At 45.7% G+C, this 18,529-nt stretch carries 8 protein-coding genes; 1 reads left to right on the plus strand and 7 read right to left on the minus strand.

Translation table 11 applies throughout. The annotated features are described in order from the left end of the window. From F3I09_RS24495 to F3I09_RS24515, 5 genes are all read right to left on the minus strand, one after another. Complete coding sequence (locus F3I09_RS24495) at window positions 1–4,881, minus strand: aminotransferase class III-fold pyridoxal phosphate-dependent enzyme (RefSeq protein WP_149697692.1); 4,881 nt, start codon at window positions 4,879–4,881, stop codon at window positions 1–3. A gap of 6 nt (window positions 4,882–4,887) precedes the next feature. Then, window positions 4,888–8,106 (minus strand): type I polyketide synthase, encoded by a 3,219-nt coding sequence (locus F3I09_RS24500; RefSeq protein WP_188133944.1) that lies wholly within the window; start codon window positions 8,104–8,106, stop codon window positions 4,888–4,890. A gap of 26 nt (window positions 8,107–8,132) precedes the next feature. Further along, entirely contained in the window at window positions 8,133–8,879 is a 747-nt protein-coding gene (locus tag F3I09_RS24505; RefSeq protein WP_149697694.1) for a thioesterase II family protein, read from the minus strand. A gap of 224 nt (window positions 8,880–9,103) precedes the next feature. After that, the gene (locus F3I09_RS24510) at window positions 9,104–9,658 is read right to left on the minus strand and encodes a YcjF family protein (protein WP_149697695.1); all 555 of its coding nucleotides are present in this window, start codon (window positions 9,656–9,658) and stop codon (window positions 9,104–9,106) included. Window positions 9,659–9,690: 32 nt separating this feature from the next. After that, window positions 9,691–10,596, minus strand: coding sequence for a prohibitin family protein (locus F3I09_RS24515; protein ID WP_149697696.1), 906 nt, complete (start codon window positions 10,594–10,596; stop codon window positions 9,691–9,693). Window positions 10,597–11,251: 655 nt separating this feature from the next. On the opposite strand from F3I09_RS24515, the gene F3I09_RS24520 reads away from it, so the two are divergent. Then, entirely contained in the window at window positions 11,252–11,902 is a 651-nt protein-coding gene (locus F3I09_RS24520; protein WP_188133945.1) for a response regulator transcription factor, read from the plus strand. Window positions 11,903–12,133: 231 nt separating this feature from the next. Here the strand turns inward: F3I09_RS24520 and F3I09_RS24525 are convergent, their stop codons facing one another. Together F3I09_RS24525 and F3I09_RS24530 are read right to left on the minus strand one after the other, a co-directional pair. Further along, window positions 12,134–15,520, minus strand: a complete 3,387-nt coding sequence (locus tag F3I09_RS24525; RefSeq protein ID WP_223233372.1) for a glycosyl hydrolase — start codon at window positions 15,518–15,520, stop codon at window positions 12,134–12,136. Between the two features lie 95 nt (window positions 15,521–15,615). Beyond that, window positions 15,616–18,492: a TonB-dependent receptor gene (locus F3I09_RS24530; RefSeq protein WP_149697698.1), complete on the minus strand. Its 2,877-nt coding sequence runs from the start codon at window positions 18,490–18,492 to the stop codon at window positions 15,616–15,618. Between the last annotated feature and the right edge of the window lie 37 nt (window positions 18,493–18,529).

Here is an 18,529-nt window from a genome sequence, read left to right on the forward strand (position 1 = left end):
TTATTTTGTTGTGGTTAATTTCAAAAAGTTCTCACTACGGCGGGAATGTAATGCCTGCTTGGTCTTGCCTTGACGCAATTCCTTCAGCTTTCCTGTCAATACAGCCAGGGACTCATCTCTACCTGCAGCCGCCAGCTCCAGCAATAACTGCCAGTCATCCAGCATTTCTTTCACCAGCGATGCAGGATAGCGCCCGGTATCATAATGTATCTGCAGCGCAATATCGTCGTGCCCTTCATCAAAGCGGAACTCCATGGGATATTTTCTGGGATCAATGGACAATCCCTTGAAAGTGCTTACAAACAGGCCATTAAACTCCCGGGAAGTATGGTGCCGCTTTAGTCTGAAATTCTGCAGCGATATCTCTATGTCGAAGAAGGGGTGCAGTTCACCGTCGCGCCGGTTCCAACACTCGTTCTTCAATGTTTCAAAAGAGTAATCCTGTTTCTCAAACATCTCCATCAGATGTACCTTCAGCCTTTGCAGGAGTTGAGTGAAGGTTTCTTCTTTTTTCAGCTGCATACGCAGTACCAGTATATTAAGGAAGTGCCCTATCATTTTATGCCACTTCGCTTTGCTCCTGCCGGTAACAGGCGTTCCGGTGGTAATATCTGTTGCACCCGTATAACTGTGCAACAGTAACTGGGTCACTGTTGTAATGACGGTAAACACACTCAGGTTAAAATCAGTGGCCAGCTGCCTGATAGCGGCATAATGCTGGCCCATGATCAGTAATGAAAACGCTCCATTTCCCGTTTCCCCCCCGGTGGTTGTTCCCGGAATATGCAGCGGGCTCACGTCTTTTACCTGCTCATGCCAGAACGTGCGTAGCGCTTCGTTCTGTACACTTTCCTGCTCTTCCTGCACATAGTGCCGGTATTGCAGTGTTGAAGTTCCTTTAATTGTCTGCCCGTTTACAAGTCCATTATACAGGTCAATGAGGTCATTGAAGAGCACTTCCATAGACCATCCGTCACAAATGATATGATGCACCGTGATAGCCACCAGGTAGGCTCCGTTCTTTCTTTCACAAACCGCTATCCGCCATAACCATTCATCACCGGGGCTGAACGGCTCCTGGTTCTTTTGCAGCAACAGCCGTTCCGCTGCGTTGTCGTCTTCCGGCAGATCCATCCAGGTTAAAGTAAACTTCCCGTCCTGTAAGGTCCGTTGCCAGGGCACACCGTCTTTTTCATAGAACACCGTGCGTAATATTTCATGCCGCTGCGTCAACAGATTACAGGCAGCTTCGAATTTATCGGGGAGGAAGCCTCCTTCAATCAGCATGGTTTCCGATAGATTAAATAATGCTGATTCAGGTTGCAGTTGCCATGCCCACCAGATGTTCTGCTGAGCAGCAGAGAGTTTGAATTCAGGCAGCGCTTCTTCTTCGGCGGCAGTGATCAGTTCTTCCTGCAAGAGCTCCGTACAGCTATCCTTTACCGCATCGATCAGGTGACGGATGTCAGCTGCAGTATGCGCCGTGGAAACATAACAGTTCCTGCCTTCCCATATATAGATCCCTTTGGCCAGCAGCTTATAGAACAACAGCTCATAATTGCCTTTCAGCACAAAGCGAAACAGTGATCCGAAATGCACCATGCTGAGAGGAAGATGCCGGCTTTTGAAGAATGAATTCAGTTCATCGCAGATACCGCTCGTCGTTTGTTCCAGTTGCCGGTAAATGCCGGGGTTCGCTTCCAGGTGATCCAATACATGGATACCTGCTTCCATTGCCAGAGGATGATGACAGAAGGTGCCCGCCACAAACGTATTCATCACAGTGGGATGTGACTGATCGCCGTAAGACCAGAAGCCGCCATCCACAGCATCCAGGAAACGCCTGCTGCCGGCTACTACACCAATAGGCACTCCACCGCCAATGATCTTACCATATACCGAGATATCAGGCTTTACTGTTGTAAAGGCGCGGATACCATTGATCGCAAACCTGAACCCGGATATGACCTCATCAAATATCAGCGCGATATTGTGCTGTGTGGTAATCCCCGATAACTGTTGCAGGAATTGCTCAGGAAAGAAGTCCGGTCTGCGGCTCTGTACCGGCTCCACCAGTACGGCTGCAATTTCTCCGGCCATGCCTGCAATCACTTCCAGGTCTTCTTCATTACCATAACGTAATACCAGTACATCCTGACTTACAGATGTACTCACACCCGGCGCCAGTGGTTCACCATAAATATCCTTACCCTGCCGCGCCAGTATACCGTCGTATGTACCATGATAGGAACCCGAGAAAATAACGATCCTGTTCTTCTGCGTCACGGCCCTTGCCAGCCTGATTGCTACCATCACGGCTTCTGTTCCGGTATTATAAAAAGCTGCCCGCTCATTGCCTGTTATGTTACAGATACGCATGGCCAGTTCACCGGCCCGCGGACTTAATGCCCCCAGGAATAATTTATTTTCCAGTACTTCCTGTAAGTGTTGATTGACAAATGCCGGGTTATAACCAAACAGATGCACGCCGAATCCCATGGTGAAATCCAGGTAGCGATTGCCTTCCATATCCCATATATAAGCACCTCCTGCTTTCGCAGCCACCGGCTGGTATACCATCTCTTTCCAGCGGGGTTTGAAGCCTGCTATGTTCCGGTTATTGGCCAGATACTGGCGGTAATCCTGCGTCAGCTGTTTGGAACTGTTGCTGTTTTTTACCACATCATTCACCAACGCCTGTAAGGCTGCATCCTTAACATCGGCCGTCTGATCAACTGTTATTTCCGGCACCTTATAGGGAACGAAAGCGGCTTCCGCTGTTTTCTTTACCGGCAAAGCGCCGGGAGCAGCTGCCTGCAGGTATTCCTTTAATTTGCCCGGGGTATTTAGTTTGTCATAGAACAGGGATATTTCGATATTCACCTTCTTATCTTCGAGGATACGTTCCCGCAGGTGCATAACCATAATAGAGTCCATGCCCATGCCAAAGAAATCATCCTCATCTCCGAATGTGCCTGTTTTCATTTCTGTGATCTCTCCAACGATCCTGTCCACATATAAAGCCACTGACACATCTTCCATTACCACCGCAGGTATAGTTTGTACAGCTTCTACTGCCGGTTCTTCAGCTGAGCGGTACAGACTATCCTCCACCCAGAACTCTTCATGATCGAACTGGTAAACAGGGATCGGCACCTGCGTACCGCGCAGCGACCAGGTATGTCCTTTTTTTTTCTGCAGAAACCGCAGCGCATCTTCCTGCAGCAGCGGACAGTGACTGCGGATCATTCCGGGAGATACCAGTAATCTTTCTTTAGCGCCCGCTATCAGCGATTCCAACAATCGTACAGCGGCTGTTTTATCCTCAGCGATCACTGCCACACGTTCTTCAAAATGATCCCTGCAATGCAGCGCAGTATAAGCGATATCAGGTAAAGCCGCAGCCGTATTCCCGAGATAGGCAATATATGCTGCAGCCAGTTTCTTCAGCGCTTCTGTAGAACGGGCTGATAGCAACAAGACAGTACATTCATCAGGATACGGATTGTTGTATTCCTGTTCTACTGATTGCAATATCATGTGCACATTCGTGCCACTGAATCCGAAAGAGCTTACTGCCGCCAGACGGTTTTCCTGTTGTGGCATATCAGTGAGACCTGTAGCAACTTTTACCTGCTCATTCCAGCTGATAACTGGATTAGAGTTGTGATAATGCAGGCTGGCCGGTATCTTCTTATGATACAGGCATAAGGCCGTTTTGATCAGTGCCGCAATACCGGCAGCCGATTCCAGGTGACCAATATTTGTCTTCACACTACCTATATAGAGCGGATGTTTCCGTTTATTCTCCGTGATGTACGCCTGTTGTAATGCCTCTGCTTCGATAGGGTCGCCCAGTTTGGTGCCTGTACCATGTGTTTCCAGGTACAATACATCATTGGGGTCCACATTTGCATTACTGAGCACAGACTTTAAAAGTCTTTCCTGCGCAAGGCCGTTAGGCGCCGTCATACCGTTGCTGGCTCCATCCTGGTTCACCGCAGTTCCTTTGATCACCGCGATGATATGATCTCCATCCTTCACTGCATCATCATATCTTTTCAGCACAACAATACCACAGCCTTCACCACGGCCATATCCATCTGCAGCGGCATCAAATGCTTTACAACGGCCATCTGCTGCCAGCGCTCTTGTTTTGGAAAGTGATATATGTCCGAAGGGAGTCAGGAAAAGATTCACGCCTCCCGCAATAGCAACATTGGTCTTACCGGAACGGAGCTCGCGCACAGCAAGATCCACCGCTACCAGGGAAGAAGAACAGGCAGTATCGACTATCATATTGGTACCTGTCAGTCCCAGCTGATAAGCGATCCTTCCACCGGCGGTAGAAATAGCATTACCTGTTACAGAGAAGTGTGAGATACCATTCACATTCCCTCCTGCTGCCAGATGCCTGTACTGGTCGTCTGATATACTCAGGAATACGGCAGTATTCGTACCGTTCAGGCTTCCCGGCGGGATATTCGCTGCTTCCAGCGCCTGCCAGGTAGTTTCCAACAATATGCGTTGCTGGGGCGACATCTGCCTGGCCTCAGCAGGATTGATCCTGAAGAAAGCAGCATCAAAACCTTTTACATCATCAATGAAAGCGCCTTTGGTACAATAGGATTTACCGGGTGCATCAGGGTTTTTATCATAAAAGCGCGCCGCATTCCAGCGAGTCTCCGGTACTTCTATAACGGTATCCTTTTCCTTGCACAGATTATCCCAGAATGCCGCTGTATTGTCCGCGCCGGGAAAGCGGCAGGACATGCCAACAATGGCAACAGGCATGTCCCCCTTTTTTTCCAGCGTCACGATACGTTCTTCCGCTATCTTCAGTCTTTCGTATAACTTTTTTACCAGCGCTATATTTTCCATAGGCGATTAATATTTTTGCATTTCTTCACTAACCATTTTTAATACTTCTTCATCACTCATATCATAGAGGCTGCTTACCGCCGTTTTTACCGGTGCTGTCACTGCCTTTTTGAAACGACTGTTCACATACACAGATAAGCCACTGATCGTTGGATAATTGAACAGCATATTGGTAGTCACATTCAGGCCCAGCTGGGAATTGATGTACTGCACATATTTCACCAGCAAGATAGAGTCCATGCCCATGTCACTGAAACTCCTTGTAAGGTCTACCTGTTCATCATCCCCGATAGCCAGCACCTGTTTCACCAGCCTGAGTAACTCCCGTTTTATCAGGTCTTCTCTTTCCACATCATCTGCAATCAATGAAAGATCTGTTTTACTTGTCGCCGGTGCTTCTACTGCATCTTCTGTTGGCCGCAGGTTTTCCCAGAATGCCATGGTCCCCTGCATTTCCATCATCGCGACAAAGCGCGCATTATCAAGGCAGACGTACACCAGCTGGGGAGCATCTGCTACCAGCAGGGAAGCATATACCCTGCGTACCGCTCCGGCATTAAAGGGTGGAACGCCGGACTGTTTCAGCAGGTCAACGCTGTTCTCTGCTTCAAGCATCATATTACTGTCTTTCCAGGGCCCCCAGTTGATCGTCTTAGCCGGAATACCCCGTTTCCTGAGCTGGAGCACAAAAGCATCCATATAGGCATTCGCGGCAGCGTAATGAGACAACATACCCGATCCCCACACGGCTGCAATGGAAGAATAGGTCAGCAGGAAATCCAGTCCTTCCATAGGGAGATAAGCAGTTATATGCTGCAGCCCCATGATCTTAGGCCCCGCAACGTACATGATATCATCAGCAGACATATTATTATGCAGACAACGGCTGTTAGTACCTGCTGCATGTACAATGCCTTTCAGTATTTTCTTTTCCATACGCAACCACTCAGCGAGGTCACGCACTGCATTTTCATCCGTTACATCCAGCTGCCTGTACACGATACGATCATTATCAGTACGGCTGCCGGCGCTTCTTCCGGTGATGATCACCGTACCAGCGCCTTTATGCAGCATCCACTCCGCAAGGTGCGCTCCCAAAGAACCTTTACCACCAGTAATGAGGTAGGTTCCATCCGGGTCGCAGGTAATTTCTGCTGCAGGAGAAAGCCCTGTTACCCCGATAGCAGGGTACCATACCTGTCCATGCCTGCTGGCTATTTCCCTGTAATAGGACTGCTGCACATAGTTGTTAATAAAAGCCTGATCAGGTAGTTGCTTATCAATATCCAGGACCAGCATGGCAGGACCACGCATTTCCAGGGAAGCTGATCTGATGAAAGCTGTCAGGCTGTATTGCAATGCAGCTACGTCATCAGTACCCGGTGCATGGAATGCATGATGGGTAATAAAAAGAATGGTTTCCGGTGTATGATCAAGCTGTTGTACTGTTTGCAAAAAGGTCAATAATTGCTGATAAACATGCTTCATTCCTGCCACATCCGTTTCCAGCAATGCACTGATATCGTATACCAGGCAAAGCGGGTACTGACGGGGAGAGGGTATAATGTTATCCAGCCTGGACAAAAGCGCAGGCGCTAATGTGCTGCTCTCTTTATTTTGCAGGAACTGTTCCATAACGGTAGCTGTTCCTGCGCCTGTTCCGATATATATGTATTGTTGTAACGCTTCTTTTTCTTCCAGCGCAGCCAGTGGTTTCCATTGTATATTAAAACAACCCGCAGCTGATTTCCCCGGCAGTTTTCCAAGCCAGTGCGACTTCAGCTGAAAATGAGGAGCGGGCAATTGTTTTCCGCTGTTTACAGGTGTTGTCTCACACGCGGCCACTATACAATGAGCGATGGTACCTGTAAAACCGAAGGAACTAACTCCGCCAGTTATACGTGTATCTTTATCTTTGAATCCGTATGCATCCTTATTGATATGGAAGGGCATATGCTCCCAGTCTATATGATGATTAGGTTGTTGAAAATGTAAATGAGGCGGCAATTGTTTATGGTAAATGCTCAGGCATGCCTTCATAAAACCGGCCAGTCCGGCGGCGGCCTCCAGGTGACCGACATTGCTCTTCACAGAGCCCAGCAACAGTTTTTCCCCATCCCTGCGACTACCAAATACCTGTTTTAGTCCTTCCGCCTCTACAGGATCGCCCAGTGAGGTGCCCGTACCATGACCTTCAATAAAGCTGATCTCTTCCGGCTGCATGTCTGCTGCACGTAATGCATTACGGATCACCTTCGCCTGGCTCACAGGATCGGGTACGGTAAGTCCGCCACTGGCGCCGTCCTGTGCAACGGCAGAACCTTTGATACATGCATAGATGCGGTCGCCGTCTTTTACCGCATCAGATAATCTCTTTAATATAACAGTCAGACAACCTTCAGAACGTACATAACCATTCGCACTATCATCAAAGGCCTTGCAACGGCCATCAGGCGATAACATACCAGCATCTGTAAGGCTTGCCTGCAGGTACGGGGATAATACAAGGTTCACGCCACTCACAATGGCTACCCTGCATTCATTCCTCTTCAGGCTTTCAGCCCCCTGGTGCAAAGCCACCAGTGAAGAAGAACAGGCAGTATCGATACTCAGGCAGGGACCATGAAAACCGTAACAGTAAGAGATACGGCCACTGGCGCCACTAAGCGAATTACCGCTGCCCAGGTAGGGATCCACTCTATACTTATCATCCTGCTGCATGATATGCAGGCTGTAATCAAAAGCACTGATACCAGTAAACACACCAGTGTCAGATCCTTTAAGCGACTCAGGAGATATGCCTGCATCAGCAAGGGCATTGCCCGTTGTCATCAGTAACTGTCGCTGCTGCGGATCAATGTATCTTGCTTCAGCGGGTGAAATGTGAAAATATTCGTTATCAAACAATGTGATGTCGTCCAGCAGGCCCGCGTGCGGCATCGCACGGTGGAGCGACTCTTCGGGCTGGCCCATATCCTGCCAGCGGGCCGTTAGTCCATTGTCAGCAATCAGATCTTCCCCTGTCAGCAATGCATCCCAGAAGTCCTGTGCAGAACGGATACCACCGGGCAGATGGCAGGCCATGCCCACCACCGCGATTTCTTCTGATAACGGATCACGGCTTTTTTCTTCCTGCAGTTTTCTTTCAAGGTTCCGGATAATCAGAAACGACTTCTGGAGACTGCTAAGCGTATCTGAGGATGTAGACTGGGCTGCTGTTTTCACAATAGTTAAATTGGTTGATGGATGGGTTAAATACATTCCCTGGAGTGGGACAGATGCAGATGCGGGAAATGCATACTGAAATACTTGGACAATGTCCGGCTGAAAGCTGCGGCATCCGAAAAATAGAAATGGTTACCGTCCAGCCACTCCTGGTAACAGGCGGCGGTGGTATGTTCTTTCCAGGACAGCGCAGGCTCAGGGCCAACATGCTCATCTTCTGTTCCATTCATAACAACAAAGGGTATATCGAACGACTTCCGCTCCTGATAACAATAAGTATCATTCAGACGGAGATCGTTCCGGATGATCGGAAGATAGAAAGAGAGGAAGTCGGGATGCTGCAGGAAAGACTCCGGAATACCGCCCATCCGGGAAAGACAGGCTAACAGCTCTTCATCAGGCAATAAAGACCTGTTGCTTTTTTCTGTAGCGGCAGGCCCTTTTCTGCCGGAAAAGAACACCAGTTCCGGCAGATTTACGCCATAACGCCGCATACAGTTGACTGTTTCGAAAGCAATGAGCGCTCCGAGGCTATGGCCGAGGAATACCAGCGGCAGCTCCTCTTTTCTTTTCTGCTGGACTATTTTCATACAATCCATTGCCATAGCGTCCATATCTTTTTGAAACGGCTCATGTATCCTCCTTCCTCTACCTGCATAGCAGATCGTGGACGTCACCGTTTCAGGCAGCAGTTCCTTCTCTATAGAAACATAGGAAATCTCGCTTCCGCCCGCGTGGGGGAAAATAAAAAGCTGTACGCCGCTAATACGCATCGCTTCAATGTTGTTTGTGGTATGTGAAATTTATTTACCCTTATTTACCGGCTGGAATAAGTAAAGCACTATGAGTACTACAATAGGGGTCAGGATGATGGCCAGACAAAAGGATCCCCAGAAGCCGGTACGCGAAGAGGCGCCGACAATTCCGCAGACCACTGAAAGAACTATCCAGCCGATAAATAAGGGGCTAAATAAGATGCTGAACATAATCGGTTCGGTTAGTTATCAATTTCAGTCTCCGGCTCCACATCTTTGCCAGATTTTCCTCTTGTAAAGGGTTTCTTGACTGTTTTGGTGATATTGCCCACAACTTCTTTTCCTTTGTCCAGCTCTTCTGAAAAATAATCTTTTACAGCCGCAGGTTTGAAATCAAGCATGGTACCTCCTTCAGCAAAATGTTTGTCAAACACCTTTCCTACAGCGTAGGTAGTAGCACCGGCAAATGCAGGGAATGTAACGGCTCCAATGGCTGATCCTACAACCGGAATAGCCTTGATCGCACTTCCGATGAAGCCTGTCACCAGCGCTTTGCTACCTACACCACCTACCAGTGATGCCAGCAGGGATTTACCCAGATCTTCTGCAAACTGTACACCATGTGCTTTAGCCAGTTTGCTGATCATAGAAAGTTGTACGCCTGTAACAGCGGCCACATCTACTAATGGAATAGGAACGGCGCCTACACCCATGGAAATAAGTACGTGCTTTTTGATAATTGCCTTCGCATCCGCTTTCTCAGCAGTAGCAACTTCAACTTGTTGATTTTCTACCATGTTAATTTTATTTTACTTGATGAAAAATTACTTTATCGTTGTAACCTCCTTCTTTGAGGCGGGTTAGCATTTTGAGTGGCGTTACTTTGGGTGGCACTTGGCACCGTTGTAAACTGATCTCCCATAATGATCGGAAGCCCGCTCGCATTGTTACCCATAATGATCATCTTCGAGTTTGGCGACATCGCCAGTTTTTGTGTTACGTCGAGTGCCCTCCACTGTGCAGGCGATACATTCAGGATGGTGCTAAAATCTCTTATACCCTGGGCCTCTATGATCTTACGCTGACGTTCTTTCCGCTCTACGACCAACCTGTAATTATACTCTTCGCTCTGCTGGTGCCTGATGTATACGGACGTGATAGCTTTGTTCACCGAGTCCGGCAGCGCAACGCTTGAAATAAAATATCCCTCTAAAATGACTTTATTATTGACCAGGATCTTTCTCAGGCTATCTATTTCATTTTTCTCCATTACGCTTCTTTCTGTCATATAGATATCCTCCGGGCTAAGTGATCCTATATCCTTCCTGATCTTGGATTGTATACACGGCGCAATCAGCGTGTTCTTATAATCTGCGCCCACCTGCTGATGCAGCAGGGGAAGGAAATTGCGGTCTGGTTTGAACAGCACAGCGTAGTTCAAATCGATCTTAAGACCGTTCTTACTTATAATAGACTGAGTGAAAGTGAGCTTTTGTGTCCTGACATCGTAAATGGTCATTGTGTTAAACGGACTAATAATGTGCAGGCCTTCACCATATGTATTTTTTATGTCGGTACCATCCGTCACGCTATATAAAACACCTGCTTCGCCAGATTTGATCACTATAAAGATCCGTTTATGAAAAAACACAATAAAAAAAAGGAGCACCAATGTTACAATAGCCGCTCTTCTTAAAATTTCATTCCGCTCTTTTCGGGTAAAAAATCTTTTCATAACCTGCCCTCTGCAAGACTATTTAAACTGGTTAGCCAATGAAATACATGTAAATGACTGACGGAAAGTGAAGGGACCAAATAGATGTTTTCATTTATTATCATTAATGGGTTTTATCATATTATCAATACGCTTTATGATTTAGTTTCCCGACACATACATACACACGCATAGCAAAAGGCCACCACGGCGCACACCGCGATGCTCCAAAAGATATCTTTTAATGTTCCCAAACAATAAATACAGCCAAAGCGGCTGTTCTTTAGGGGAATAAGGATCTATCATACTCAACAGGTAAATTGTGGTTAGAACATGAGTAGTGATATTTCATTTCTTTGTTTTAGCTAAATTTTACTGATATTCGTTTAACTAAAATTCGTGCTATTATTGCTATTATTTACCACATAAAAGTGTAGTCTATGAATATCTTATTAGGATAGTACTTATTTTACAACCACTCCGATTTGAATACACCTCATTCAGTGAAAAGTCTATAATTTTAGTTTCATCATTCTTGAGAAAGGTCAGGCTATCTTACCTTGCTCCCTATTTTTTAAGTACAAATTATGTGAATGTTCTATTGTTTCTAATCTCTTCACCAGTAGATTAAATGCATTTTACTTAACTCCCAATGATCCAAAATCAAAAAAAAACAATGTTATCAATTCATCTGAATCGCAAGTACCAGATCGGCATCATCGAAGAAGATGCCCAGTTCAGTGACGACCTTATTTTTCACATCTCTCAAAACAGCCATTTTTCCGCGTGCTTCAACACCAACAGCACCTCCAATGCCTTCAGGATTTTATATAATCAACCGACCCTTACCCCTGATCTTCTCTTACTCAGTCCGCAGGCCGTTGACGCAGAAGGATTGGATGAAATAAAAGAGTTTAAGGAGCTGAAGCCGGAAATGCAGGTGGTATTGCTTACAAAAGAAGAGAACAAACATATCATTCAACAGGCGTTTGATCAGGGGGCAGACGGTTACCTCATGAAGACCGATAATTTCAACAGCATGGAACATAAAATGATCTATATGCTTGAGTACGGACAACCAGCCATGAGCCAGCAGATCTTCCGGTACATGCTTTTCCGTAACCGGAATGACAAACCGGTCAAGAGAGATCAGCTGACCAGAAAAGAACAGGAGATCATAGAAATGGTGCTGGAGGGCATGTCTTATAAAGAGGTCGCTGCGACACTCCATCTGAGCTTAAATACCATCCAATATCATATGAAGAATATCTTTCTTAAGCTGGATATCAAAACCAAGACCGAGTTATTTAAAATTTATTACCATTAATGGGTGATTGTCCATTCGCTTCTCTGTATAGTTAAAACATCATATATCGCATATTGTATTAATAACTGGTACGCCGGCTGTTTTTTTCAATTGGTTGCATGTGCTTTTGCATATAAGCAGACCACATACAATTATGTGTAATACCAATGAGCGTTCCCATGAGGTCTGTTTCCTGAACCGTGCCCTGATTTATCAGTGTATCAATTTAAAAAATGAACATGGCTAATTCCGCTATAACGGAATTAGCCAATTGTTATAGCGGATATCTCTGATTGAAATTATTTTCACAGGCCCCAATAACCCTGATGGCTGCAGGGGTGAATCGGCTTTGTAAAAAGGCAGCGTTGTATAAGTAATCCTGTTTGTAACGCCGGGTTGCGCATCACCAATCAAGCGGTTCACCCAAAGATTAGTCACCTTTATTTCCAGCTTATTTTCTCCTGCTTTCAAGGCATTGGTTACATCTACACGAAAAGGCTTCTTCCACACAATACCCAGTAACTTTCCATTCACTAATACTTCTCCCAGATTCTTTACGTCACCCAGATCCAACCACAGTTGCGCTCCTTCCACGAGGGCGTCTGAACGGAGATTGATATTCTTTGTATAGGTAGCTGTACCAGAAAAGTATCTGATACCTGCATCGCTGTTCTCTGTATAAGAGACCAACCTATCAAAAGTGGCACTAGCCGGCGCCTCCCGGTTGGGTTGAAACATCACCTTCCACGAACCTTCTACCGTCATTATTTCTCTTTCTGTTTTGGCAGGGAGGGTAAGCACATTTTTTGTGGCATGTGACCGGAATACTACAAACACTGCATCATTCGGTGTCAGGTTCAACAACACTGTTGTCCGGCCGTTTTCTATTTTGTAAGAAGCAGCTTCTATTCTCCCTGTTTCAGGATGCCAGATCTGTGGCACCTTTCCACTAACCCGGAAAATGGCTTCCACTGTTTCATTCCGGTCGTTTCGGTTATTTACCCAATAGATATCACCGTTTGATAACCGGCGATGCACATACATCAACTGCGTATTATCCTGTGGTTTGGTATACTCAAAATCAGGTAGAATATTTAAAGAAGAAAGGACTTCACTCAAAGGTTTAGCCACTGTAACTTTTGAATTTGATGAGGCCCATATTTCGTTTACCAATTTATTGAATTCATTTGGGTCATCAGTCAGGCTTGGCGTAGCTATTGGCTTTATACCGGTAACAGTTGCGCCTGATCTTACCAATTCCCTTAGTTTACGCAATGCAGGCAATGCCATCTTCACGGCGCTGCTGTCTAATACCAGCAGGCTATAACTCATACCACCCGGCGTAATTAATTTACCGTCTTTTACTGACAATATGTTGATGAGTGCATCTGTATTGATGAAATCATAATTATATCCATCGGGAATGGCAGGCGGTCTTTTACCAAACAGGTTGGTAATATTATTGTCTTCTCCATAGTAATAAACAATATCAGCTGCAAACCTGCCCTGTTGCAATAAATAGCTACTGCGGGCTAAATAGTCATTCCATACCTTTGCCTGTTCAGCCCATGTTTCGTGGCGTGTATACCACTGGCCAAAAGGTCCAAGGCCAAGCCCGGGAATTTTATTATCTACCGGCTGGTGGGGCGAACAATGAATAACAAAACGATTCACTCCGCTTGCAAGTTCCAGATCCGCGCTTGGTTTTAAATTCCCGGGATAATACGCCCACGCAGATCCGCCCATACCCAGGGCTGTTAACGATTCTGCAGCTACTAAGTTTTGTCCATACAGATGTGCTACCGATGCAGATTCCCGAATATCAATAGTATATCTTGTTTGGTCGTTCTGATTAATAACAGGACTGGGCGTCCATAATGCAGACATGGGGATGGCTGCCGTCCTTTTTACTTCCATGCCGTCTCCAATAAATGCACGGCCATCTTCATGCGATTCCGAATAGCGCTTCATCCCGTATCGTGCAAGAATATCGGTCAGTGCATCGTAATGATATGCTGCCACCATTTCACCCAGTGTTTTCCTGAAATCAAACAGGAATGCCTCGCTTGCATCAGCGCTTTTAACTATTGCACCCGTCAATACAGGCAACCAGGGAATAATGCTGTAGCCACGGCGCTTTTGAAATTCCGCTGGAAGATCAGTAGTCCAATTTTGTGCGCCGGCTTCCCAACTGTCGGTTATAAGATATTGCAAAGCGCCTTTACTACCCATCATACTACCGGTAGCATTTTTATATCGCTCCAAATAATTGGTGAAATAATTTTTAACTGCAACCGGGTCAAGCTTATCCACTTCCAGTCCTGTTGCCGGATAAGAGGCAGGATGGTTAATAGTACCAAGCAGTGAGTACCCTAAACGGATAATTTTCCACTCCCCTCTTTCCGGGGCTATCCAATCTATTGTTCCATCTGCATTCAGCTTGTCCGTAATATTAATAACATCGTTTACATTTATAACATCGTTACTTGCAGCAGTTGTTTTTGTATCTAATAAATTACCTGCCGGTGCAAAGGCCGATTTTTCTTCAAACCTGTTTATCCGGTCGGCAGTATGCAAAACGATCTCCGCGATTTCAGTTCCATTTAAATTCTTTTTGCTCTTATCGGCTAGTCCCATGGTGGACGCTCTGTTAAAAGGGTCCGGTGGGTTTTTAACTGTAATACGGAAATATCTTGCCGTCGTTTCAGGAACAGGAATAGTTTGCTGTAAAATAGCTCCTGGCGGAATGTGAGTGATCAACCGGTAATTCACTCCGTCGTCACTGGCTTCCAACGCACGACCATCTGCCGGGTCTGCGCCCATACCGAACATTCCGGGGTTGCCGCCACCAACCATGCTTACCGCTTTAACGGTTTGCGGTTGCGGAAAGGCAAATTGTATCCATGCATATCCTTTTACAGTGTCTTTCGGTAAAAGAACACCTGTACTTAAATCACCATCGGTAAGTTGAGATAAAGTAAAATTGTTACTACTTGATGTTACCACAACACCTAAGTCACTTAATGATCTATCAGCTTGCGGCAGCTTGTACGCGAGTACTGCTACATCTCTATAAAATAAGATATTTTTAGAAATATCAACCTTTCGTTCGCCAAAAGGCTGAATGGGGATATTTTGGAAAGGACCTGTAGTACCGGGTGCAGCCGCTATCTTAATATTGGAAGTCCCGCCTTTTACACGAATTTCTGTCCACACAAGTTTTTTCATCCCATCCTCCGGCTTTACCCAGGAACCACCGGTTTCGCTAAACCCCGGCGAAGCGGCAATAGCCATTTCCAATTTCAGGGAATCGGCCAACTTAGTGGCAAATTTGAACACGTCAACCCATTCAGGTGTCATATAGACAAGCGGCCTATCAACTATCTGTGACTTATCCGAGCGGCCAAGTTCCACCTCAAAATTATGAAAGCCGCCGATGCCAACCCGATGCATCCATTCCAGATCTTTCCTGATACCGTCTTTGGTGATGTTGCCATTCATCCAGTGCCACCACACGCGGGGCTTTGCCTCGTGGGGCGGACTGATAAAATTTTCATAGAGGATATCGTCGTTTACCTGTTGTGCATTTCCCCTGATAAAAAAGAAAATAAGCACAAAAAATACACCTGTCCTGTGCACGCAATTGAAATTAAAATTTAACTGATGTTACAAATGCACGAATATTCAGCAACTCATTCCAATAAACCCATTCGTGCATTTGTAATTATTAAAGATTAAAACTTAAATGTCGCAGTCATGAAATATGCTCTTGGCGCAATAGCAACGGTTGAGTAAGGCTGATTATTTTTAACAGCCTCCTGGTACATCTGTTTTGTGAATCCTTGTCTGTCAAGCGCATTATTGAATGCACCCGGCCGACTCCAACTCATCACACCGTAAGTATTAAAAATATTGTTGATTACAAAACTCAGCCGGAATTTTTTAGACACATCATAACCGGTGCTAAAATTGAACTGGCTGAATGACGGCAACAAAAATGCATTAGCCACATTTGCCTGGCGCTTCCCCATAAATGACCACGTGAACTGCGCGAAGAATTTATCCAGATTGTACGAAGGAGTAATATTTATAATACTCCTTGCGATATTATCCGTTTCATTACCGGAAAAAGTAGTAACGAGTGAATCATCCTGCGGTCCAGGATTATTTGCCAGCCATGTTTTGAACTCCAAAGCTTTTGATCTTTGTAAGGTAAGCACACCATGAATATTAAAATGTTTTGCAAAGCTATAATCCGCCTCTACTTCTACCCCATAAGTCCTGTATTTATTGTAAACCGGGGATGGGTTATAATTGGTCTGATCAACATTCTGAAATGTTTGCAGATTAGGCACATGGCTCAGCAAACTGTAAAAGGGTGTTATAAATAAATTCAGGTTCTCTGTTCTTGCTTTTATCCCAAATTCAAATTGCTTTACTTTCTGTGCCTGAGGGTCTAATGTTTTCACAAGAAAATCAGTAGTAGCATTAATATACAAATCAAAGTCAGGCGCTTTGTTACCCTGCGAAAAACGCCCATAGACAGAGAGGTGATTATTAATTTTATAATTCAGTCCGGCTGAATAAGAAAAAGTGTTTATGCGTCTATTAAAGTTAAAGGTTACCGGAGTAGTCGCATTGGCATTGTCGTATAAAGTGAGCGGGTTTTTATCTATCCCGCCTGCCGTATCCTGGTTAGCAACTGAAGGGCTGTTATATCCTTTTACCCGCGCCGTTTCGTAGCGCACACCCCAATCAAGATTTAATGCAGGAGTGATTTGCCAGTTATGGCCAAAGAAGAAGGCCAATTGGTTTTGGGTGGCATGATTAACAGTCTGGCCAACCCTGTTTACAGTCATAACACCATTTGAATTTGTAACCAATGCTGTGGTACCGTCAGGATTGGTACGTGTAATAGCCACTATCTGTGGCTGAGGTTCTACTGTACCGAGTGCAAAGCCTATGCGCCCGTTAAGTCTGTCCAGTTTCGTAGACCCAAAAAATCCGCCGAAAGTGAAGCTCATCTTATCCAGTCTTTTGGTTAAAGAAAACTGGTCAAGATATTCCTTTGTTTTATTGCTGATAAACAGGAGAGGTTCGTAGAACAATGAGTTAGGAGCTACCTGGCCACCTGGCAACGTACTATTGGTTACGGTAAAGTCACGACCGTTCAAAGTAGCTACAGTTGCCAGATCCTGGCCGCTTTTCAAATCGCGGAAATGATAAGTGCCAGGCTGTCCAACTGTATTCATACGGGTATAGATAGCCAGGTCAGTCAATGCAATTGGATAAACAGATCCGTTGGTATTCCAGGTAGTGCTCTTATCGGAGTAACGCATCGCGTTATTAAATGACCAGCCATCGCCAAACCGCTGTTCCCAGTTAAATCCGGCTGATTTATCTATTGAATGAATTAAATCCTTGTTATTGTAAATGGCTCTTTCGCCTGTTTGGTTTATGCTGAAATTTTGCTGAATGGAAGGCATCAGCACATTCGAACTTCCTGAAAACCCAGGCGCCGGCTTAGGATTTGTAAAGCTAAGCGTTGGCGTAAATTCAAACCATCCGTTATGGTCATTTAAGTATTTGGCGTAAAACTTCAGTGAACCTGTATTGTATTTTTTCACCAGATTGCCCCGGAATTGTCCACCATTGTTCATCGGATAGCCGGGGTATCTTGCACCTTCTGCATACCGGTAAAACCCGCCGGCATTCCAAAACCAGTCTTTACCCAGGGGCCCGCCAACATTAATATCGGTACGGTAAAAACTATTTTTCCCGTTTCCTTCCAGGCCATATTTAGCGACTACCTCTCCCTGCGTTTTGTCACCGCCTTCTTTTGTTATATAATTGAAGATGCCACCCGGCGCATTGGCACCCAGAATAGATGCAGTCCCGCCCCGAACTGCTTCTAAGCGTCCCACGGTGGCATCAGCACGAAGGAAGTAATCGGGGCCGTAATTACTACACGTTACATTGGTTACCGGCAAACCATCTTCCTGCATACTCACATAATAATAACCAGAAGCGCCATCATTGGAGCCAACCGATACGCCACGGGAATAAACGGTATTACGAACCTCTCCGAGGGAAGAATTCACATAAACACCCGGCACATTTTTAAGGATATCGGCTGCACTTACCGGCGCCAATTTGGACACCTGGTTGGCAGAAATAGTACTGATAGCTACTGATGCTTCCATCTTTTTTCGCTTGTCGAACACGCCGGTAACGACAACTTCTCCCAGGCCCGTAGCAGATGACTTCATATCAATAACCAAGGAGAAAGTGGTGCCTCCCTTAAGTGTATAACCCGATAAGTTTTGTGGCTCATAACCCACCATTTTGACAGAGAAACTGTATGGACCGCCGGCAGGTACACCGGAAAAGGTAAAAACACCAGCCGTATCACTTTGGGTGCCCGATGTAAAGTTTGTTTTGTTGTTGCGAATAATAACCGACACGCCGGCAAGCGATTCGTTATCAGCACCATGCACAATACCTTTTACTAAACTAGTGGATTCCTGTGCCTTTGCATCAAATGGCGGAAGGATTTGTGTGAGCAATAGCAGAGCTACAAGAACAGCCCTTTTAAGCGGTTCGAATTTCATGTGGAATTCTTTTTAATGAAAAATAAAAGCCTCTCTT

Origin of the sequence: Chitinophaga sp. CF418, assembly GCF_900142925.1 — a bacterium.
Taxonomy (GTDB): domain Bacteria; phylum Bacteroidota; class Bacteroidia; order Chitinophagales; family Chitinophagaceae; genus Chitinophaga.

What these genes read in the sequence shown, in the direction of transcription:
- F3I09_RS24495 (WP_149697692.1), bottom strand. Translation starts at nt 4,881, where the DNA reads ATGGAAAATATAGCGCTGGTAAAAAAGTTATACGAAAGACTGAAGATA.
- F3I09_RS24505 (WP_149697694.1), bottom strand. Translation starts at nt 8,879, where the DNA reads ATGCGTATTAGCGGCGTACAGCTTTTTATTTTCCCCCACGCGGGCGGA.
- F3I09_RS24510 (WP_149697695.1), bottom strand. Translation starts at nt 9,658, where the DNA reads ATGGTAGAAAATCAACAAGTTGAAGTTGCTACTGCTGAGAAAGCGGAT.
- F3I09_RS24515 (WP_149697696.1), bottom strand. Translation starts at nt 10,596, where the DNA reads ATGAAAAGATTTTTTACCCGAAAAGAGCGGAATGAAATTTTAAGAAGA.
- F3I09_RS24520 (WP_188133945.1), top strand. Translation starts at nt 11,252, where the DNA reads ATGTTATCAATTCATCTGAATCGCAAGTACCAGATCGGCATCATCGAA.
- F3I09_RS24530 (WP_149697698.1), bottom strand. Translation starts at nt 18,492, where the DNA reads ATGAAATTCGAACCGCTTAAAAGGGCTGTTCTTGTAGCTCTGCTATTG.